General features: G+C 40.9%; 17 protein-coding genes. 1 reads left to right on the forward strand and 16 read right to left on the reverse strand.

The features are described 5' to 3' along the window. Positions 1-3 precede the first annotated feature (3 nt). The 16 genes from rpe to dapF all read right to left on the reverse strand — a co-directional run bounded on the left by rpe (position 4) and on the right by dapF (position 17,304). A complete protein-coding gene (gene rpe, locus D1Z92_RS03675; protein WP_128894303.1) occupies positions 4-663 on the reverse strand; it encodes a ribulose-phosphate 3-epimerase in 660 nt (219 codons plus the stop codon). Between the two features lie 2 nt (positions 664-665). Further along, positions 666-1,556, reverse strand: a complete 891-nt coding sequence (rsgA, locus tag D1Z92_RS03680) for a ribosome small subunit-dependent GTPase A (protein WP_128894304.1) — start codon at positions 1,554-1,556, stop codon at positions 666-668. Further along, positions 1,556-3,577, reverse strand: coding sequence for a Stk1 family PASTA domain-containing Ser/Thr kinase (gene pknB, locus D1Z92_RS03685; RefSeq protein ID WP_164931439.1), 2,022 nt, complete (start codon positions 3,575-3,577; stop codon positions 1,556-1,558). Before pknB ends, rsgA begins: the two co-directional genes overlap by 1 nt. Further along, positions 3,574-4,344, reverse strand: coding sequence for a Stp1/IreP family PP2C-type Ser/Thr phosphatase (locus tag D1Z92_RS03690; RefSeq protein ID WP_128894306.1), 771 nt, complete (start codon positions 4,342-4,344; stop codon positions 3,574-3,576). The genes pknB and D1Z92_RS03690 overlap by 4 nt, the downstream gene beginning before the upstream one ends. A 10-nt stretch (positions 4,345-4,354) precedes the next feature. Then, positions 4,355-5,401 (reverse strand): dual-specificity RNA methyltransferase RlmN, encoded by a 1,047-nt coding sequence (rlmN, locus tag D1Z92_RS03695; protein ID WP_128894363.1) that lies wholly within the window; start codon positions 5,399-5,401, stop codon positions 4,355-4,357. Between the two features lie 182 nt (positions 5,402-5,583). Further along, positions 5,584-6,960, reverse strand: a complete 1,377-nt coding sequence (gene rsmB, locus D1Z92_RS03700; protein WP_128894307.1) for a 16S rRNA (cytosine(967)-C(5))-methyltransferase RsmB — start codon at positions 6,958-6,960, stop codon at positions 5,584-5,586. After that, positions 6,941-7,921: a methionyl-tRNA formyltransferase gene (fmt, locus tag D1Z92_RS03705; protein WP_128894308.1), complete on the reverse strand. Its 981-nt coding sequence runs from the start codon at positions 7,919-7,921 to the stop codon at positions 6,941-6,943. Before fmt ends, rsmB begins: the two co-directional genes overlap by 20 nt. Continuing rightward, entirely contained in the window at positions 7,914-8,390 is a 477-nt protein-coding gene (def, locus tag D1Z92_RS03710) for a peptide deformylase (RefSeq protein ID WP_128894309.1), read from the reverse strand. The genes fmt and def overlap by 8 nt, the downstream gene beginning before the upstream one ends. A gap of 38 nt (positions 8,391-8,428) precedes the next feature. Beyond that, the gene (priA, locus tag D1Z92_RS03715) at positions 8,429-10,900 is read right to left on the reverse strand and encodes a primosomal protein N' (RefSeq protein ID WP_240666558.1); all 2,472 of its coding nucleotides are present in this window, start codon (positions 10,898-10,900) and stop codon (positions 8,429-8,431) included. After that, on the reverse strand, positions 10,887-12,104 hold the full coding sequence (gene coaBC / locus D1Z92_RS03720; RefSeq protein ID WP_128894310.1) for a bifunctional phosphopantothenoylcysteine decarboxylase/phosphopantothenate--cysteine ligase CoaBC: 1,218 nt from the start codon (positions 12,102-12,104) through the stop codon (positions 10,887-10,889). The genes priA and coaBC overlap by 14 nt, the downstream gene beginning before the upstream one ends. Positions 12,105-12,221: 117 nt before the next feature. Further along, complete coding sequence (gene rpoZ, locus D1Z92_RS03725; RefSeq protein WP_128894311.1) at positions 12,222-12,425, reverse strand: DNA-directed RNA polymerase subunit omega; 204 nt, start codon at positions 12,423-12,425, stop codon at positions 12,222-12,224. Positions 12,426-12,490: 65 nt separating this feature from the next. Then, the gene (gmk, locus tag D1Z92_RS03730) at positions 12,491-13,111 is read right to left on the reverse strand and encodes a guanylate kinase (RefSeq protein ID WP_128894312.1); all 621 of its coding nucleotides are present in this window, start codon (positions 13,109-13,111) and stop codon (positions 12,491-12,493) included. An 8-nt stretch (positions 13,112-13,119) separates the two neighbouring features. Continuing rightward, positions 13,120-13,389: an extracellular matrix/biofilm regulator RemA gene (gene remA, locus D1Z92_RS03735; RefSeq protein ID WP_128894313.1), complete on the reverse strand. Its 270-nt coding sequence runs from the start codon at positions 13,387-13,389 to the stop codon at positions 13,120-13,122. Positions 13,390-13,452: 63 nt separating this feature from the next. Further along, a complete protein-coding gene (locus D1Z92_RS03740; protein WP_164931440.1) occupies positions 13,453-14,328 on the reverse strand; it encodes a YicC/YloC family endoribonuclease in 876 nt (291 codons plus the stop codon). Between the two features lie 38 nt (positions 14,329-14,366). Continuing rightward, a complete protein-coding gene (locus tag D1Z92_RS03745; protein WP_128894315.1) occupies positions 14,367-16,238 on the reverse strand; it encodes a bifunctional homocysteine S-methyltransferase/methylenetetrahydrofolate reductase in 1,872 nt (623 codons plus the stop codon). A 238-nt stretch (positions 16,239-16,476) separates the two neighbouring features. Continuing rightward, positions 16,477-17,304 carry a diaminopimelate epimerase gene (gene dapF, locus D1Z92_RS03750; protein WP_128894316.1) on the reverse strand — a complete coding sequence of 276 codons (828 nt, stop codon included), beginning with the start codon at positions 17,302-17,304 and terminating at the stop codon, positions 16,477-16,479. 436 nt (positions 17,305-17,740) lie between these two features. Between dapF and D1Z92_RS03755 the strand changes: the two genes are divergently transcribed. Further along, on the forward strand, positions 17,741-19,015 hold the full coding sequence (locus D1Z92_RS03755; RefSeq protein WP_128894317.1) for a CapA family protein: 1,275 nt from the start codon (positions 17,741-17,743) through the stop codon (positions 19,013-19,015). The last annotated feature ends 3 nt before the right edge of the window (positions 19,016-19,018 follow it).

The following is a 19,018-nucleotide window of genomic DNA, read 5'->3' on the forward strand; positions in this document are numbered from 1 at the left end:
TGACTATTTTGTTACTGCTTCTCTTAAATCCAGTATCGCTTGCTTGCGATCTTTTTGATTGAAAATAGCACTGCCAGCTACTAATACATCCGCTCCTGCCTGCGCAAGGGAATCTATCGTATCCACATTGACACCACCATCCACTTCAATATGAACAGGATGATTTGCCTTCTGTTGCACTAGATCGTGTACTGCTTTCACTTTATCTACCGTAAAGTCAATTAATTTCTGCCCTCCGAAACCTGGGTTTATTGTCATGACCAAAATTAAATCGACCTCATTTATCATCGGTTCGATGGCTTGTATCGGCGTAGCAGGATTAAAAGCAATGCCTGCTTTTTTACCATGGTCTTTAATAAGCTGCACGGTACGATGTAGATGAACGGACGCCTCTGCATGAACGGTGATGAGATCTGCTCCAGCTTTAGCTACTGTTGGAATATAAGCATCTGGATTAGAAATCATTAAATGTACATCTAGTGGAAGCTCAGTATGTGGTTTAATCGCTTCAATAATCATTGGACCAATAGAAATGTTGGGAACAAAATGTCCGTCCATAATATCAACGTGGAGCCAATCTGCGCCTGCTGTCTCCACTTCTTTGATTTCTTCACCTAATTTTGCAAAATCAGCGGACAAAATGGATGGTGCAATTTTCATCATGTCTAGTACCTCCGTTTGTTTTCATTCATTTCCGTAATAAATTGTATATAATGCTCATATCGAGTAGCGTCAATCTCCCCGTCATCTTTTGCCTCAATGACTTTACATCCTGGTTCCTGGACATGAAGACACCCACGAAACTTACACTGCCTTGTATACGACCTAAATTCTTTAAAACAATCTCCCAAATCTTCTACTTCCAGTTGATTGAAATCTAGAGAGCTAAATCCTGGTGTATCTGCAATCATACCACCATGAGGCAGGGCAATAAGTTCCACATGTCGAGTCGTATGCTTTCCCCTGCCTAATTTGTTACTGATTTCAGCTGTGTTTAATTTTAACTCTGGATGTATGATATTAATTAAAGAAGATTTGCCCACACCAGACTGACCAGCAAGCACGACAATTTTATGTTGTAGTGACTGCAAAAGAGAATCTACAGTAGTGACATCTTCCTTGCTCGTTACAAAAATAGGATATCCGATCTTACTGTAAACAGCCGTCACTTCCTCTATCACTGTATCATCTTCATGTATCAAATCCGATTTGGTTAAACAAATACAAGCATCTAGCCCTGCATTTTCCACATGGACAAGAAATTTATCCAACAGACGCTTATTCATTGTCGGTTCGGCTAGTGAAAATACAAGCAACGCAGTGTCTACATTGGCGATGGGCGGACGAATAAGCTCAGCATGCCGCTCACCAACATGTACAATCGTCCCCTCATCCCCTTCTCGCTGCTCATACTCCACCTTATCACCGACTAAAGGTGTAATTTCCTTTTTCTTAAATACGCCTCTAGCCCTACACGTAATGATTTTATCTTGATCATGATCTGGCAAAACATAATAATATCCACTTAGCGCTTTAATAATTAACCCTGATGGCATTATTCACTGCCTCCATCTGTATTATCTTCTGTCGAAGAAGATGTTCCGTCTGTCGCATTTTCGAACGTTACAGTGACTTTATCTAAAAATTTATTATCTCGCTGTATCTCAATCAATGCAGGCGTTGTTTTCGTTAAAATCACATCAATATTGAATGAAGTATCACTGCTAATGTCACGAACACCCCACTCTATTGGTGATCCGTCTACCGTGGTAGCGTCAGAATAAACGATACGAATTTGTGAAACCTCGCCCTCCTCAGCAGGAGATACATTAATAGTATGACTGTACGAAATCGCATCCTCAGCGTAACCACTACTTACGTACAATCTTATTTCTTGTCCTAAAGGAACTTTTTCATCGCCCGCTTTGTACGGACTCGTTTCCATGACATGATCTTTTTCAAATTCATAACTCTCTAAATATTGAATGTCTTCGTCTACCACTAGACCAAGTTCTTCAAGTTGTAATGTCGCTTCTTCTAAATCTTTGTTGATGATATCTGGCATCGTTACTGTACCAGGTCCTTCACTTACCGTAAAACGAAATTCTGAGTCAGCAATCGATATTTCCTTGCCAGCTCTCGGTGATTGTTTAATAATTGTACCTGCTTCTTCTTCGCTTTTGACGGCATTAATATCAATACGATCTTGATCACCGACAAAGGTAATAATACTAGATTGTACATCCTCCCACTTTTCCAACGTCCAATCTGGCATTTCCACCATCTCTACACCAGTACTAATGGTCAAATCAATCTCTGAATTTTCTCTTACGCTCATCCCAGCCTTCATACTTTGACTGATGACGTCTCCCGCTTCAATATCCTCACTATTTTCTTCTGTAATGTCCCCAAGTACTAAATTATTTTGTAATAATAATTGCTTTGCTTCTTCTTCCGATTTGTTTATTAGATCAGGAACGACAACTTCTGGTACGGTAATAGAGGCCTTAATGGCATTAATTCCAATCCATGAAGCCATGACTAGCAGAAAAATAGACGATACCCAAATGAGTGGTTTGACCCATTTTTTATTACTTCTATGCTCTTTATGGTTCTCATCAGCATCTTGTGATGCAGAAGAAAACGCCATGGTGTCTTGCTGTTCACTGTTCGTATGTCGATTGCTAATCGCTGGCATGACAATTGTAGCTTCATCATCTACTTCATCATGATACGTGACCTTTTTCTCGTACTGTCTTTCTTCATTCAAACACGTGCGCAAGTCTTCTAACATTTCTCCAGCAGACTGATATCTTTCCTCTGGATTTTTGCGAAGTGCTTTTAGAATAATATTTTCAACCGACTGAGGAATCAAAGGATTAAGCTGTTTTGGTTCCTCCACTTTTTCTTGCAAATGTTTGAGTGCAACACTAATCGGACTTTCCCCTTTAAACGGAAGGGAATTCGTTAGCATCTGATATAACACAATACCAAGGGAATACAAGTCTGACTTAACGCCTTGCATCGTACCTTTGGCCTGTTCAGGGGAAAAATAGTGTACCGATCCGAGCACTGCACCTGTTTGTGTGATGTCTGTCGAAGTTACGGCTCTAGCGATACCAAAGTCCGTCACTTTCACTCTGCCATTACTTCCAAGCAAAATATTATGTGGTTTGATATCTCGATGAATAATCATATTTTGATGGGCATGCAACAGCGCATCACAAATTTGTTCTGCGATGTGTATCGCTTCATCCACTTGCAAAGGCGCTTGCTCTTCTATTTTTTCTTTTAAGTTCTTCCCGTCTACATACTCCATAATGATGTAATGAACATCCTCTTCTTGTCCCACATCATAAATATTGACGATATTGTGATGAGATAAAGAAGCAGCGGATTGCGCTTCTCTTTGAAATCTTTTCACAAACTCTTCGTCGTGAACATACTGATTACGAAGCATTTTTACTGCTACGTTGCGATTGAGCAATATGTCGCGGGCTTTGTACACGATAGCCATGCCACCGCCACCAACACGACTCTCAATTTCGTATCTACCAGCTAGTTGACTTCCAATCAATCTGTCCACCCCTCTTGCTCAGGTTCAATTTCATTAAAAAGGAGGACGACAGTCACATTATCTTCCCCACCAGCATCCAATGCTAGCTGTATTAATTTTTCTGCTTTCCAATCTAAATGATGCTCTGAACCTACAATGTTTTTTATTTCTTTTTCTTGCACGAGTCCACTTAGCCCATCACTACAAATGAGTAAAATATCATTTTGCTGCCATGCCCCGCAATACAAATCTGCTTCTACTTCAGGATCTGTTCCTAACGCTCTCATTAAAATATTTTTACGGGGATGATCTGCTGCCTCTTCGGAAGTGATTTGTCCGTTTCGCAGCAATTCATTCACTAGAGAGTGATCTTCTGTCAGCTGATCCATCTCACCGTGCGCAAATTTATACGCTCTACTGTCCCCAATATGAGCAATGAGCAATTTGTCATGTGAGGCGATAACCGTCACTAATGTCGTTCCCATTCCTTCGAAGGCAGGATGGCTTGTAGCGTATTGATAAATGTATTCATTTGCTTGCTGAATAGCTTCTTTCACAATGACTTCACATTGCTCCAAGTTGGTCTCAAACAATGCAGCGGAAAGATGACGATTTAGGTGTTGTTTGATTTGATCGATCGCCATTTCACTAGCCATGTCTCCACCTTTATGTCCACCCATTCCATCGGCAACAATACCGACCGTAAGACCATTGATGACTTGACTCCATGCTCGGTCCTCATTTACCATGCGGATTTTTCCTACATCAGAGCGATTGACCATCTTCATTGTTCATCACCTACCTCTTACTTGATTCCGTATGTTTTGCACGCAACTGTCCACAAGCCGCTGCAATATCGTGTCCTTGTTCACGACGTATAGTTGAATTAATTCGTTTATTTCTCAAAATACGATCAAAATGTAAAACATCTTCTCTCGATGTTCTGACGTAATCACGTTCTGGCACGTAATTTACAGGAATTAAGTTAACGTGACATAACATGCCCTGCAACAATTCTGCCAATTGTTCTGCATGTTCTGCTTTATCATTCACACCACCAATTAATGCGTATTCGAATGTGATTCTTCTACCTGTTTTCTCCACATAATAGTGACATGCTTTCATCACTTCTTCGAAAGGAAATCTTCGATTCACAGGCATTAATTTCGAACGCAGCTCATTGTTCGGTGCATGCAGGGAGACTGCAAAGTTAATTTGAGTGTTCTCATCTGCAAACTTATACATGCTAGGTACGATACCACTCGTAGACACTGTAATGTGTCGTTGCCCAATGTGCAGGGCTTTTTCATGAATCAAAATGCGCATGAAATCCATCGTCGGTTCGTAGTTCTCAAATGGTTCACCAGATCCCATAACAACGACGCTGCTGACACGTTCTTCTCCTTCATCTAGCAGGATTTGTGCTTTCATCACTTGAGCAACAATTTCTCCTGTCGTTAAATTCCGCTTTAAACCTCCTAATGTAGACGCACAGAACGTACATCCAATACGACAGCCAACTTGTGTTGTCACACAAACACTATACCCATAGTCGTGCTTCATCAATACCGTTTCTATGGCATGTTCATCATGTAATGCAAATAAAAATTTAACGGTACCGTCTTTGGAACGCATATGTGTAATTTCTTTTAATGTGATAAAACGAAATGATGCTGCTAGTTGTTCACGAAATGATTTGGAAAGGTTCGTCATCATTTCAAAATCAGTAACTCTTTTTTTGTACAACCATTCAAAAATTTGGTTTGCACGGAAAGCAGGCTGACCATGGTCTTTAACCCAGCTTTGTAATTGTTCATAAGTTAAATCATAGATGGATGGAACGATTATGTTGGACACCTATTACACCTCAGTACTTTACTTTGTATTATTCACTTACTATCTCTTGCTACTTCTTACTCTATTATTGACATGATTAAAAACATGACTATCTGTTTCGTTTGTTATTGCTTATGTTATAGCTATTCCGATTGCTTATGTTATAGCTTGTTCCAATTTCTTTCATTGTATCATTTCTTATGCAGTCTAGCTATGAAAAAGCCATCGGAGTTAAAGTGATGTGGAAGTATTTGTATCATCTTATTTTCTGAAGCCAACGTGTCCAAGACATGATCTTGTAACAGCGCACTAGCATCACTTAGTGTGATGTTATCATGTTCTTCCAAGAACTGCGCTATCACCTTTTCGTTTTCTTCCCTTATCATCGTACACGTACTGTATACGATATCCCCACCGCTTTTCACCAATTTGGCAGCTTCACGCAAAAGTTCCAGCTGTATTGCAGGCAGCGCTGCTATTTCTTTTTCGCTCTTTGTCCATTTCATCTCTGGTTTGCGACGCATAACACCTAAACCAGAACAAGGCGCATCAAGCAGTACCACATCGAATGTAGGTTCATTCCACTTCTCTGATAAGTTAGCCGCATCACTTATTTTCGTCTTCATGTGATGCAACCCTAGACGAGCAGCTTGCTGATCCATAAGCTGTTGTTTGTGTGGATGAATATCGTTGGCATACACCGTGCCTTTGCCTTGCATTTTTTCCGCTATATGTGTTGCTTTTCCACCTGGAGCCGCACACATATCGAGCACCATCATCCCCGGCTGTGGATCGACTACGTCCGCTACGAGCATAGAACTTTCATCTTGTATCGTAAAATGTCCATTTTCATACTGGGATGTATTCGTCAAACTACTTACCGTCCCTTTATTCAACACCATACCGACAGGAGAAAGGGAAGAGTATGCAGGTTCATACCCATTGTCCTCTAACCATTGAAAGAGCGTCGTTCTATCTGTTTTGTTGATGTTGACTCGAATACTAAGCTTAGCAGATTGGTTGTTCGCATAACAAATACGCTCTGTCACTTCTTTCCCATATTGCTTTACCCACTTTTGGATCATCCATTGTGGATGAGCATAAGTTAACGCCATCTCTTTAGGAGTCGCTGTAGAGGTTGGAAGGTGCAAGTCTTCACGATTGCGAATCATATTGCGGAGCACACCATTCACCATACCAGAAATACCGCTATGTCCTATTTTTTTCGCTATGTTCACAGCTTCATTCACGATCGCATGGTCTGGAATTTTGTCCAAATACATGAATTGATAAGCACTCATACGAAGCAAACATCTCACCCATGCATGGAGCTTCTTCACCCCTTTGCTCACGAATGTATTTAGCACATTATCCAAAACGTTTTGAAATTGCAGGGTGCCATACACAATTTCTGTCGTGAGCGCACTATCTTTTAACGATAAGTTGACGTGCTGTAATCGTTGATTGAGGGCAATGTTACTATATGCCTTGTCCTCTTCTACTTGCCATAGCACATGTAAAGCTGATCCTCTTGCTGTTTTAGGAATTTTATTTGGCTGCAGTTTCATCCGTTCCTCCTAATATGGTACCGATTTCTAGCTTTTTACCGCGCATATATTGCTCCACCGGCAACATTTTCTTACCAGCAGGTTGAATATGTGTAATCCAGATGCTTCCATCTCCAGTTTTGACTTCCATGCCTTTGTCTTCGAACTGTAATATCGTACCTGGCTTAGCATGTTCATTGCTGCAAGCTGGTGCATCTTCGGGATGTACGCTTGCCCCCATTTTCAATACTTTACCTTCATATAGAGTAAAACTAATAGGCCATGGGGACAACGCGCGAATGTGGTTGTAAATATCTACATTTCCTTTTTCCCAATCTATTTTTTCATCTTCTCTTTTTAACGTTTTGGCATACGTTGCTGCTTCGTCATTTTGCTTCTCAGCAGTGATTTCATTTGCTATTAATTTCGGCAACGTTTCTTGTAACAATACCGATCCTGCTTGGCTTAACGTATCAAATAACGTTCCAGCGTCATCTTCTTTTTTGATCGGGATTTCGACTTTACTAATCATGTCTCCCGTATCTAATCCTTCTGCCATATACATGATCGTTACACCTGTTTTCTCTTCCCCGCGTAGTAGCGCATACTGAATCGGCGCGCCCCCTCTGTATTTGGGAAGAAGGGAAGCATGTACATTAATACACCCTAGAGGAGGAATGTCTAATAAGGAAGCTGGCAGTATTTGCCCGTAAGCCGCTGTAACGATAAGATCGGGCTGCAAGTCGCTAATCATCTGCACATGTTCTCTTATTTTTTCCGGTTGCAACACTTTTAAGCCATGTTTGATCGCCTCTTCTTTCACTGGAGGGGCAGTAAGTACTTTCTTTCTGCCTTTTGGACGATCGGGCTGAGTGACCACAGCTAATAGATGAACGTCACCGTTGTTTAATAAAGAACGCAGCGAAGGGACGGCAAAGTCAGGCGTCCCCATAAAAATAATATTTGTTTTTTTATTATTCATTGTTAGATTCCTTTTCTCTAAACACCTTTTCTGCGATATCCGTGTATAACACGCCATTTAAATGATCCATTTCATGCTGATAAATCGTTGCAACATAATCTTCAGCATCCATGAAAAATGTTTCACCGTTGCGATCTTGCGCCTTGACCTTAATCGTTTTGAAGCGACGAACATCACCGAAAAATCCTGGGATACTTAAACAACCTTCTTGACTTAATTGTTCGCCTTCTTTTTCTACAATTTCAGGATTAATTAATTCAATCAAACCGTTCTCATCGCCAGCATCCATGACGAAAACACGCTTTAAAATACCTATTTGCGGAGCCGCAAGTCCTACTCCTGGAGCGTCATACATCGTTGCTGCCATATCATCTAACAATTTGTGCAAATTGGCATTGAATTTCGTGACAGGTTTACACACTTTTTTTAATATCGGATCTGGGTCTTTCACAATAATACGAATTCCCATTACATTCACCTAACCTTCATGCTATATTATGTTCAAATTCAAAGCATCATTTGTGGATCTACATCGATACTGATCATCAGATGCTTATCGTTTATATTATTTTTCACTTGATCTATGGTTGCTTGTACTTGCTTCAAGATCTTCGCTTCTCCCAAATATTTTATCACGCATTGGAAACGATATCTATCTTTCACTTTCGCAAGTGGAGAAGAAACCGGTCCTAATATTTGCGGCAATGCTTGATGCGCGTTCCCTTCTCGCTGCCACATGGAACTCAAATGTTCTACGAGCATTTCACCAGCATGGATGAGAAGATCAATATGTTCATGACTGAACGTAATGAGCAATAAATGACAATACGGTGGGTACATATGCAGCTTACGCTGATTCAACTCTTGTAATACAAATTTTTCGTAATCATGGTGCTGTGCACTGAGCAGACTGTAGTGATCTGGATTATAAGTTTGGATAATAACTTCGCCCGGCAGTTCATGTCGGCCTGCTCTTCCAGAAACCTGCGTTAAAAGCTGAAATGTTTTTTCCGCTGCACGAAAATCAGGTAATTTTAGTGTGGTGTCTGCGGCAATGACCCCTACTAGCGTGACATCAGGGAAATCCAGTCCTTTCGCCACCATTTGCGTACCTAACAACACGTCGGCTTTCTTCTCTCTAAATTGGGTTAGCCACTTCTCGTGTGAACCTTTTTCCCTTGTCGTATCCATATCCATCCGAATGACTCTAATTCCTGGGAAATATTTTGTTAATTGCTCCTCTACACGCTGTGTCCCCACACCAAAATAACGAATGTGTTCACTTTGACAATCTGGACATTGCTTTAACTCTTGTTCGGTATACCCACAGTAATGACAGCGAATGTGATGCTGATGACGATGATACGTTAACGAGATTTCACAATGCGGACACGTCGCCGTAAACCCACAAGATCGGCACAGTACGAACGTAGAAAAACCGCGTCGATTCATGAGTAGCACGATTTGCTCTCCTTTTTCGCACCGATCTTCAATGGCTTCATGTAAAGCACGACTGAACATCGATCGATTGCCTTCTTTTAGCTCTTCGCGCATATCTACGAGTTGAACAGGAGGCAGTGGCTGGTTCCCCACTCGCACGTGTAAACCTAAATAATTTTCTTTCCCTCTCCGTGCAGCATAGTACGTTTCTAGTGAAGGTGTTGCCGACCCAAGCACAACAACGGCTTGATGATGCTGCGCTCTTTTCAATGCAATATGCTTCGCATGATATTTAGGACTTTCTTCTTGTTTGTACGTCGACTCATGTTCTTCATCAATGATAATTAAGCCGATACGATCAAAAGGAGCAAATAGTGCAGATCTCGCTCCAATCACCACTTTGCAGTTACTATTCTTAATCTTCTTCCATTCGTCGTATCGTTCACCTGTAGAAAGTCGACTATGCAGTACCGCTACGAGATCGCCAAACCTACTTTTAAACCGTTCCACCATCTGCGCTGTTAAAGCAATCTCGGGCACGAGTACGATCGCTTCTCTGCCTTGATCTAAGCATTGCTGAATTAGCTGTAAGTATATTTCTGTTTTACCACTGCCCGTTACACCGTGTAGTAAAAACCACGCATACTGCTGTAAAGATAATGGCTTGCTTACATCATCATAGACGCGTTGCTGATTCGTCGTGAGCTGCAATGGAGTAGAAGTTTCAAATGTGCGATGAGCATAAGGATCTCTTGCCACCTCACGCTTTTGTATTTGCAGCCATCCTTTGGCCTCCATCGCTTTCATCACTTGTGTTGTAATCCCTAACTCCCTAGATAAAGCAGAGATCGCAATTTCATCGTTATGTTCTATGAAATAATGCAATACTTTTAACTGCGCCTTTGCATTGGATGAACATTGCTCTACATATTGCTGCAATGCTTTTTTATGAGGCGGAATGACCGTTAACCTTTGTTTACTTGCTGCTTTATCTTTAATTTCTTGTTGTTCTAGCAGCACGTTGTTTTGAATTAACGTTTGAATCACTTTACTATGTTTAGGAAAATGAGTTAATAGTTCATTCAACTCTACTTTTTGTTTGTGCTGAATATAGGCAATGATGTCCTGTTCTTCTGCAAGGACAATCGAAGGTAGTGCCGTTTGCTCATTTATTCTCAACACTCGCTTGTACTTGGCCCGAAGTGCAGACGGAAGCATTGCCTTTATCGCTGTGATGCGATGGCAAGCGTATCGTTCACTCACCCATACGGATAAGTCGATTAATTCTTTCGTTAGCGGAGGCAAGGAATCTAGCACTCTAGTGATCGGTTTGCACTTTTCTCGTGGGTATTCACTAGTCTGCTTCATTTGAATGACGTAGCCTTGTACCACTCTGGGTCCGAAAGTGACTCCAACTCTACTTCCTACCGTAACCCACGGCAGTAGTGCATCAGGAACGATATAATCATATATGCGATTTGTATTTTCTGTTGCAACATCAACAATAACTTCTGCAAACATCGGATTACTTTCCTTCATCTATTAATGTATCCGAGATAATAGACATTAGCTCTGCTGCCACTTGCTTTTTAGACATCATCGGTAAATCTGCTATCATGCCATCTTCATTAAATACTTTTACGATATTCGTATTGGATGAAAAGCCTGCACCTGGAACAGTGACATCGTTCAGTACGATCAAATCACAATGTTTACGTTTCAATTTATCTTGAGCATGAACATCACCGTTTTCCGTTTCCGCGGCAAAGCCAACGATAAACTGATTCGTTTTACGTTTTCCCATGTGTTGCAATATGTCTTCTGTTTTCTGTAGTGCAATGTCCCATTGGTCACTTTTTTTCTTTATTTTTTGTTCTTCCACGTTGATCGGTCGGTAATCGCTCACCGCTGCCGCCATCACGAGTATGTCGGTATGCGAAAAATGCTCATTCACCGCGTCATACATTTCCTTAGATGAACTTGTAAATATAGACTGTACACCAGTAGGACAAGGCTCTGTCATATGACCGTGAATAAACGTCACATCCGCGCCTTGATCTCTTGCTTGTTCTGCGAGTGCAATACCCATTTTTCCAGAAGAGTCGTTGGCAATATAGCGAACAGGATCAATCCGCTCCCTCGTTCCACCTGCGGTAATCAACACTTTCTTGCCTTTGAGCTTTTGGCTATTTTGCATACTGGAGGCGAGCATGTCCTGCACGTAGTTGAAAATTTGCTCTGGTTCAGCCATTCTCCCTTTCCCAACATAACCGCAAGCCAATTGGCCTTCATTCGGATCTATGAACTGTACACCTCTGTCCAATAACGTTTGCATATTTTGCTGTACAGCAGGATGTGCGTACATGTTGACATTCATGGCTGGAGCAATGACGATAGGACATGTCACTGCTAAAAGGGTCGTGCTTAACATATCGTCAGCGATGCCATGTGTCATTTTCGCTAAAATATTTGCAGTAGCTGGTGCGATAATGACCAAATCTGCTTTATCCGCAGCATCAATATGCGAGACGACTTTCGGATTTGTTTCGTTAAATGTATCTATATAAACCGGATTGCGCGATATCGTTTGAAACGTTAACGGTTCGATAAATTTAGATGCAGAATTCGTCATAATGACTTGTACGTCTGCACCAGCTTGTACTAATGTACTACAGAGTGTTATCCCTTTATATGAAGCAATGCCACCTGAAATACCTAATATAATAGATTTACCTTTAACCACGTTACCTCACCGCTTCCATTATAAAGTTCATTTTCTTTGTCTTGTTTTTTCAAATTAGCATACTACGAAAAAGAGCAAGAAAGAAAAAAACAACCCTTCGGTTGTTGTTCTCACTGCTTATCTTTCGTCCCTTATTTCTATCTTTACTTCATCTTCAATTAATTCTTCCAGTGCCATGCCAACAAATTTATGTGAATGTGTTCTTGGCAATAAACAAACAGCACCATCTCTTAATTCTCTAGCTCGGCGGGAAGATGCAATCACTAATGAATACTTGCTCCCCACCTTCTGTTCCAATTCATCGATAGAAGGTTCTAACATATGTTCACTCACCTCTTCCCTTTATAGCATACCATGTTACGTAAAATGTAACAATAATGGGATAGTTAATCTACCTGAAACGCTTCAATTGCCGCTTTTTCAATATCAGGGAACACTCTTTCTCGCTTACAATGTTCCGCTTCGATAATCGATTCAATGCGAGAGCTTGCCAGCTCAATTTGATCATTTACCACGACATAATCATAGCTTTTCAGCCTGTTAATTTCCTCTTTGGCTACTACCATACGACTTTGAATGGTGGCTTCGTTTTCTGTGCCTCTATTCTCAATACGACTTCTCAATTCATTAAGAGATGGCGGAACCAAAAAGATAAACACGCCATTCGGACACTTTTCTTTCACTTGCATCGCGCCCTTGACATCGATTTCTAGTATGATGTCTTTGCCTGATTCTGTCGTTTCCTCTACAAACTTCGCTGGTGTGCCATAGTAATTATCCACATACTTAGCCCATTCCAACATTTCTCCGCGACCAATCATGTCTTCGAACTCTTGTTTACTTTTGAAAAAGTAATTGACACTATCCTGTTCCCCTTTTCTTGGAGAACGTGTGGTTGCAGAAATGGAGTACACCAAATTTGTCATTTTTTTTCGTAGAGCGGCACATACCGTCCCTTTGCCTACACCAGAAGGTCCAGACAAAACAATTAATAATCCTTTATGCATCATAAACCTCACATCTTTTTATCATCTTGTTCATCCTCTTTGTTGGCTAAACGATGTGCTACCGTTTCCGGTTGAACAGCAGAAAGTATCACATGATCGCTATCGGTTATAATTACCGCTCTCGTACGTCTACCGTATGTAGCATCAATTAGCATATGTCGATCCCTAGCCTCTTGGATAATTCTTTTGATTGGAGCCGATTCTGGACTAACAATGGAAATAATGCGATTAGCAGAAACGATATTACCGAATCCAATGTTGATCAATTTAATTGGCACGCTTAATTCCTCCCTATACATATTTGCACAAAATACAAATCATATACGTATGTTATCGGACTTTTATTCTATATTTTGTATTTGCTCGCGAATCTTTTCTAGTTCCGATTTCATATGAATGACATGGTTTGTCACAGCAAGATCATTAACTTTTGAAGCGATCGTATTGGTTTCACGATTCATTTCTTGAATGAGAAAATCAATTTTTCGACCAATGGGACTTGCTGTTTCCATAAGCGTATAAAATTGTTTGCAATGACTCTTCAATCTTGTCAATTCTTCGCTGATGTCACTGCGGTCTGCCAATAAAGCCACTTCCATCGTGAATCTGACTTCATCTACATCACTATCTTCGAGAAGTTCCTTCAATCGATTGCGAAGTTTTTCTCGGTGGTTTTGTTTGACATCATCACATACACTGTCTATTTGTTGGATAACTTTCTCCAATAGAGTGAGACGCTCTATTAAATCTTCTTTTATATGTACTGCTTCTTGAAATCTCATGTTTATGAGTTGAGAAAGTGCAGTATCCAAACATTGCAATAAAGCAGCTTGTACGTTTTCATCTGCCTGCATCTCCGCTTGTTCCACTTTAATCAAGTCAGGAACTTGCAGCAGGTCATGCAAAGAAACAGATTGAACATTAAAATAATGCTGCATCTCTGTTAAAGAGTTTCGGAGTGAAGATGCTAACTTACTATCCATAGAAACATGCTTTTCAGCATGACTTCCTTGTTCTACAGTAATAAAAACATCTAATTTCCCTCTGCTTATTCGTTGTTTAATCCGCTTTTTCAATGCATCTTCAAAACGAATCCATTCCCTCGGCATACGGATCGCACTTTCTAAATAACGATGGTTCACTGATTTCATTTCTATTTTAACGTACACATCGTCTATCATCGTATCACACAGTCCATACCCTGTCATACTATACATTAGTATCACATCCATTACCCTATTTTAAGTTATTTTGTTTACTTGGACAAGTGCAAATCAAAACGTTTGGTCTTTTTCCACACATAATTTGTCAAAGCAACCGTCATATCATAAGCTAGAAATGGGGTCATTAAATAAATACCGTTAAATAATGGCATCGCTACATCCAGTAATTCCTCTGCAATTTTCACCCCTGCAGCTCTGCCTTCTTCCCCTCTTAAGCCTGCCATTCTCTGTCTTACTTCATCTGATAATTGTATCCCTGGCACTTCATTATGCAAATATTCCGCATTGCCTCCGCTTGCTAACGGTGCAATACCAACGAAAATAGGTACGTCTAAATGCTTCGTGGATTCATGAAGTTCTTCAATCAATGCCGCATCATAAATAGGCTGCGTCATAATGTAATCCGCACCGCATTCCACTTTCTTCTCTAACCGTTCAATCGCTTTATGCAAATGTTTTACATGTGGATTAAATGCAGCTCCAATGACAAAATTCGCTTTCTGCTTTAATGGTTTACCTGAAAATGCCGTTCCCTCATTCAACTGTTTAATCATGCGAATGATTTCAAATGAATTCAAGTCGTATACAGAGCTTGCACCAGGCAGGTCACCGAATCGCGCGGGGTCCCCTGTCACTGCTAATACATGATCTATATCTAAAGCATCAAATCCCATCATATGCGATTGCGTACCGATTAAATTACGGTCACGACACGCAATATGTACGAGTGGCCTGATGTCATACTTTTCTTTCACGATCGTTGCAAGCGCCATATTACTCATTCTCGTCACCGCTAACGAATTATCTGCCATCGTTAACGCATCGACGCCAGCTTCTTTTAACGCTTTTGTGCCTGCTAAAAATTTATCAATATCCAGATCTTTCGGTGGATCGAGTTCTACAATGACAGCATGGCGCTCTTTCACAATATCTACGATGGTAGGCTGATGGTGGTCACCTTCCGATTTGGAAACGACCTTCAACGGTAGCGGTTGCTTTTTCAACTGGGGCGCAGGAGCATGCAGTTGATCCAAATCAATATCATCGATAGCGGCTTTCATCGCAGCAATATGTTCTGGTGTCGTCCCACAGCATCCACCAACGATGCGTGCTCCGTATTGTACAAAAGGCAACACTTGATCAGCAAAATATTGCGGTGAGGTGACATACTCATATTTTCCATCGACATAGTCAGGTTTTCCGGCATTAGGAAAAATAGAGAATGGACCTGTCACATCACAATCGTATAAGTATTGCAATGTACGCTTCATATTTTGTGGTCCACTGCGGCAATTCAATCCAATCATGTCTGCCCCTTCATCCATTAACTGTAGAAAAGCCTGATCGATCTTCATCCCATCCATCATACGTGTAGCATCTTCTACTGCCAATTGACATAGGACAGGGATGTTGCTTTCCTCACGAATAAACTGCAAGGCCATCGAAATTTCTTCCACATCAAAAAATGTCTCCAGCATAATCGCATCGACTTGTTCTTCTAATAGGATAGAAATTTGCTCTTGTAAGTTTTGCAGCACGTATTTGGGGTCTAAATGATGTTTTCGTTCATCACGAATAGAACCAACGGCTCCGACCACGTAAGCATCTTCTCCTACCGCTTCTCTAGCGATACGCACCGCAGCGCGATTGATCGATTGTACTTCATTTGCTAATCCGTATTTTTCTAATTTTTCTCGGTTAGCAGAGTACGTATTCGTTTCTATGAGCCTTGCACCCGCTTCGTAATACTTTTGATGCAACTGAGTAATAATATGTGGTTTTGTCATATTAAACTGTTCATAAGAGATGCCTACAGGGAATCCTAATTGATACAAATACGTTCCTGCCGCTCCATCTCCTAGTAATATTTTATGTTGAATCACATCTAGTAATTTCTCTCTCATTTCCTCACCCACCTACCGATATTTATGCCACGTTGAAGCAGTAAAACTTTTCATCATTATATATTGCTTACTTGACGATAGCAATCCTTTTATTGCTAGTGAATGGCTTGCAAAACACTAAAAAAAGGAGAGCAGAAACGAACGTTCCTGCCCTGCTGCCCTAAACAATGTCACGATATGATTATCAAGCTTCTTTTACGACCTACAAGCCTACATATACGGATGCCAGATCGTAGTGTTAAGCCCACACTCCTGTATACACTTCCGTTGCCGCTCCAGTCATATACACGTGATCATCTGCTTCATTCCATTTAATGTACAAGTCTCCACCTGCTAATGAAACCGTAGCGGAGCGGTCTGCTTTACCGTTTAACACAGCAGCTACCAACGTTGCACATGCCCCTGTCCCACAAGCTAAAGTAGGACCAACTCCACGTTCCCACACACGCATGTCCAGATGTTGCGGGGAGACAGCGGTCACAAATTCCACATTAATCTTGTTAGGGAAATAGCTATGCTTCTCTATCTTTGGTCCCCACGCATGTAAATCTGTATTTACCGCATCATCCACGAAAATAACGCAGTGCGGATTCCCCATGGATACGGCTGTAAAATGAAACGTTGTTCCTTCTATTTCTATTGGATGCTGTTTCACTACATCACTTTGTATCACCGTTGGGATTTGCGTTCCTTGTAAAATCGGAGCACCCATGTCAACTTGCACCGTGCTCACCTTGTTATCTTCTACCGTTAATACGACACGCTGCACACTGACTGCCGTTTCGATTTCTAACTGTCTTTTGTTCGTCAATTGATGATCATACACATATTTAGCAACACAGCGGATAGCATTGCCGCATTGCTCTGCTTCTGTTCCATCTGCATTAAAAATACGCATTTTCACATCTGCTTGTTGTGAGGGTAATATGTAAACGAGTCCATCTGCACCGACACCAAAATGCCGATCACATATTTGCTCCGCTAATTCGTGAATATTGTGAGGTACTTGCTCGTCATTAACGATCACAAAATCATTACCTAACCCGTGCATCTTTGTAAATTTCATTTTTTTCACTCCTATTATTGAATATGCTGTATAACGCTGTATATCAAATGAGTTTTCCCCATGATTACTTTCTTTTTATGATAGCGTAAATATGCAAACATGGGTACGGATTGATTGTATATTTTTTTGTACTTCAATACAACAACACTCCACATGTATGCAAATGACACACATGAGGTAACACAACAAAAGTTGAAACACAAATAAATACAAACAAAAAAAGTCCGTAGCCCTTTGTACATATTGGCTTGCGAACTTATATTATCGATGACATTATATTTTTGACGGGAAATAGAAGTAAAAGTAATAGACTATTTTTTCAAACGCTCCATTTGTTGTTCAGAAATCCTGTTACTTTCTTAATTAATGACGATTATGCTTTTCATACTTCATGTTATAATATTATAAAATAAACTGAATTTTGGAGGTTTTGGGAATGTTCAGAATAATATTGGTATGTTTGCTCATGCTACTATTAATGCCTTTATCTAGCGGGGACAGCTTGCAAGCATGGCAAAAGCAAATCTATGACCATACCGAATCATTCCCTCACGCTGCTCTATACACGCTACAGCAAGATGAATTGCTTATGCAAGAGATGGTGTCCATGCAATCACAACACTACAAAACCGAGCCAGAACCTTACACCACAAGCGCACAATTCATTGCTGTCGGTGATATTATGATGCACAGCCCCCAAGTGCCTAGTGGCTATGATGCCGCTACAGATACGTATCAATTCGATGCTTTTTTTCGTGAAGTCGCTCCCATTTTAAAAGAAGGGGACTGGGTGTATGGAAATTTGGAAACGCCACTGGCAGGCAGAGAAAGAGGCTTTCATGGCTATCCACTCTTTAATGCACCAGATGAACTTGCAGATGCGCTTAAACAAAGTGGATTCACGGTGCTCTCCACTGCAAATAATCACAGTTTAGATCAAGGTATAGAAGGTTTGCGGCGAACGTTGGAGCAATTACAGGATAAAGAACTCACAGCGATTGGCACTCACTTGTCGTTAGAAGATGCCAACGACATCACATTTATCAAACAACATGACATCAACATGGCCTTTCTCAGCTACACTTATGGAACAAATGGCATTCCTATTCCAGAGGAGATGGCGTATGCGGTACAACTCATAGAGGAAGAACGCATTATACAGCACATACAAACGGCAGTAGCACAACAGGCAGATGTGGTTACTGTAGCCCTTCACTTCGGTGCAGAGTACGTCAGAGAACCTTCAGAAGCGCAAAAAGAACTTGCACATCGCTTCATCCAAGCTGGAGCAGATATCATCTTAGGCAGTCATCCCCATGTCGTTCACCCTTATGAAGTTGTCACAACGACAGATGAGGATGGGCATCCTCGTGAAGGGATCATTCTTTATTCCCTCGGTAATTTCATTTCCAATCAAGGTCCTGCACAAGGCACGCCGATGTATACCGATGTGGGCATTATCTTTAACATCACAATAGAAAAAAGCTTCCCTGACCACACCATCACATTTCCTACCATTGAAAGTATTCCGACTTGGGTTCATAAATTTTACGATAATGGAAAAAGGCAGTACCGTGTTCTACCGATAGAAACATTTCTCGCTAACAAAGATGATTCTTTCTTAAGGGAAGATGAGTACACCTTGATGGAACGTTATATGAAGGAAATGGATGAGCATGTACACCAATACATACTGGAAACTCCGCAGTAATGA

This window comes from Longirhabdus pacifica (assembly GCF_004115085.1).
GTDB classification, from domain to species: Bacteria; Bacillota; Bacilli; order Paenibacillales; family DSM-105158; genus Longirhabdus; species Longirhabdus pacifica.

Bases quoted from the DNA above. Each gene is read 5' to 3' on its own strand.
- rpe (WP_128894303.1), bottom strand. From the start codon at position 663: ATGATGAAAATTGCACCATCCATTTTGTCCGCTGATTTTGCAAAATTA.
- rsgA (WP_128894304.1), bottom strand. From the start codon at position 1,556: ATGCCATCAGGGTTAATTATTAAAGCGCTAAGTGGATATTATTATGTT.
- D1Z92_RS03690 (WP_128894306.1), bottom strand. From the start codon at position 4,344: ATGAAGATGGTCAATCGCTCTGATGTAGGAAAAATCCGCATGGTAAAT.
- rsmB (WP_128894307.1), bottom strand. From the start codon at position 6,960: ATGAAACTGCAGCCAAATAAAATTCCTAAAACAGCAAGAGGATCAGCT.
- fmt (WP_128894308.1), bottom strand. From the start codon at position 7,921: ATGAATAATAAAAAAACAAATATTATTTTTATGGGGACGCCTGACTTT.
- def (WP_128894309.1), bottom strand. From the start codon at position 8,390: ATGGGAATTCGTATTATTGTGAAAGACCCAGATCCGATATTAAAAAAA.
- priA (WP_240666558.1), bottom strand. From the start codon at position 10,900: ATGAAGGAAAGTAATCCGATGTTTGCAGAAGTTATTGTTGATGTTGCA.
- rpoZ (WP_128894311.1), bottom strand. From the start codon at position 12,425: ATGTTAGAACCTTCTATCGATGAATTGGAACAGAAGGTGGGGAGCAAG.
- gmk (WP_128894312.1), bottom strand. From the start codon at position 13,111: ATGCATAAAGGATTATTAATTGTTTTGTCTGGACCTTCTGGTGTAGGC.
- D1Z92_RS03740 (WP_164931440.1), bottom strand. From the start codon at position 14,328: ATGTATAGTATGACAGGGTATGGACTGTGTGATACGATGATAGACGAT.
- D1Z92_RS03745 (WP_128894315.1), bottom strand. From the start codon at position 16,238: ATGAGAGAGAAATTACTAGATGTGATTCAACATAAAATATTACTAGGA.
- dapF (WP_128894316.1), bottom strand. From the start codon at position 17,304: ATGAAATTTACAAAGATGCACGGGTTAGGTAATGATTTTGTGATCGTT.
- D1Z92_RS03755 (WP_128894317.1), top strand. From the start codon at position 17,741: ATGTTCAGAATAATATTGGTATGTTTGCTCATGCTACTATTAATGCCT.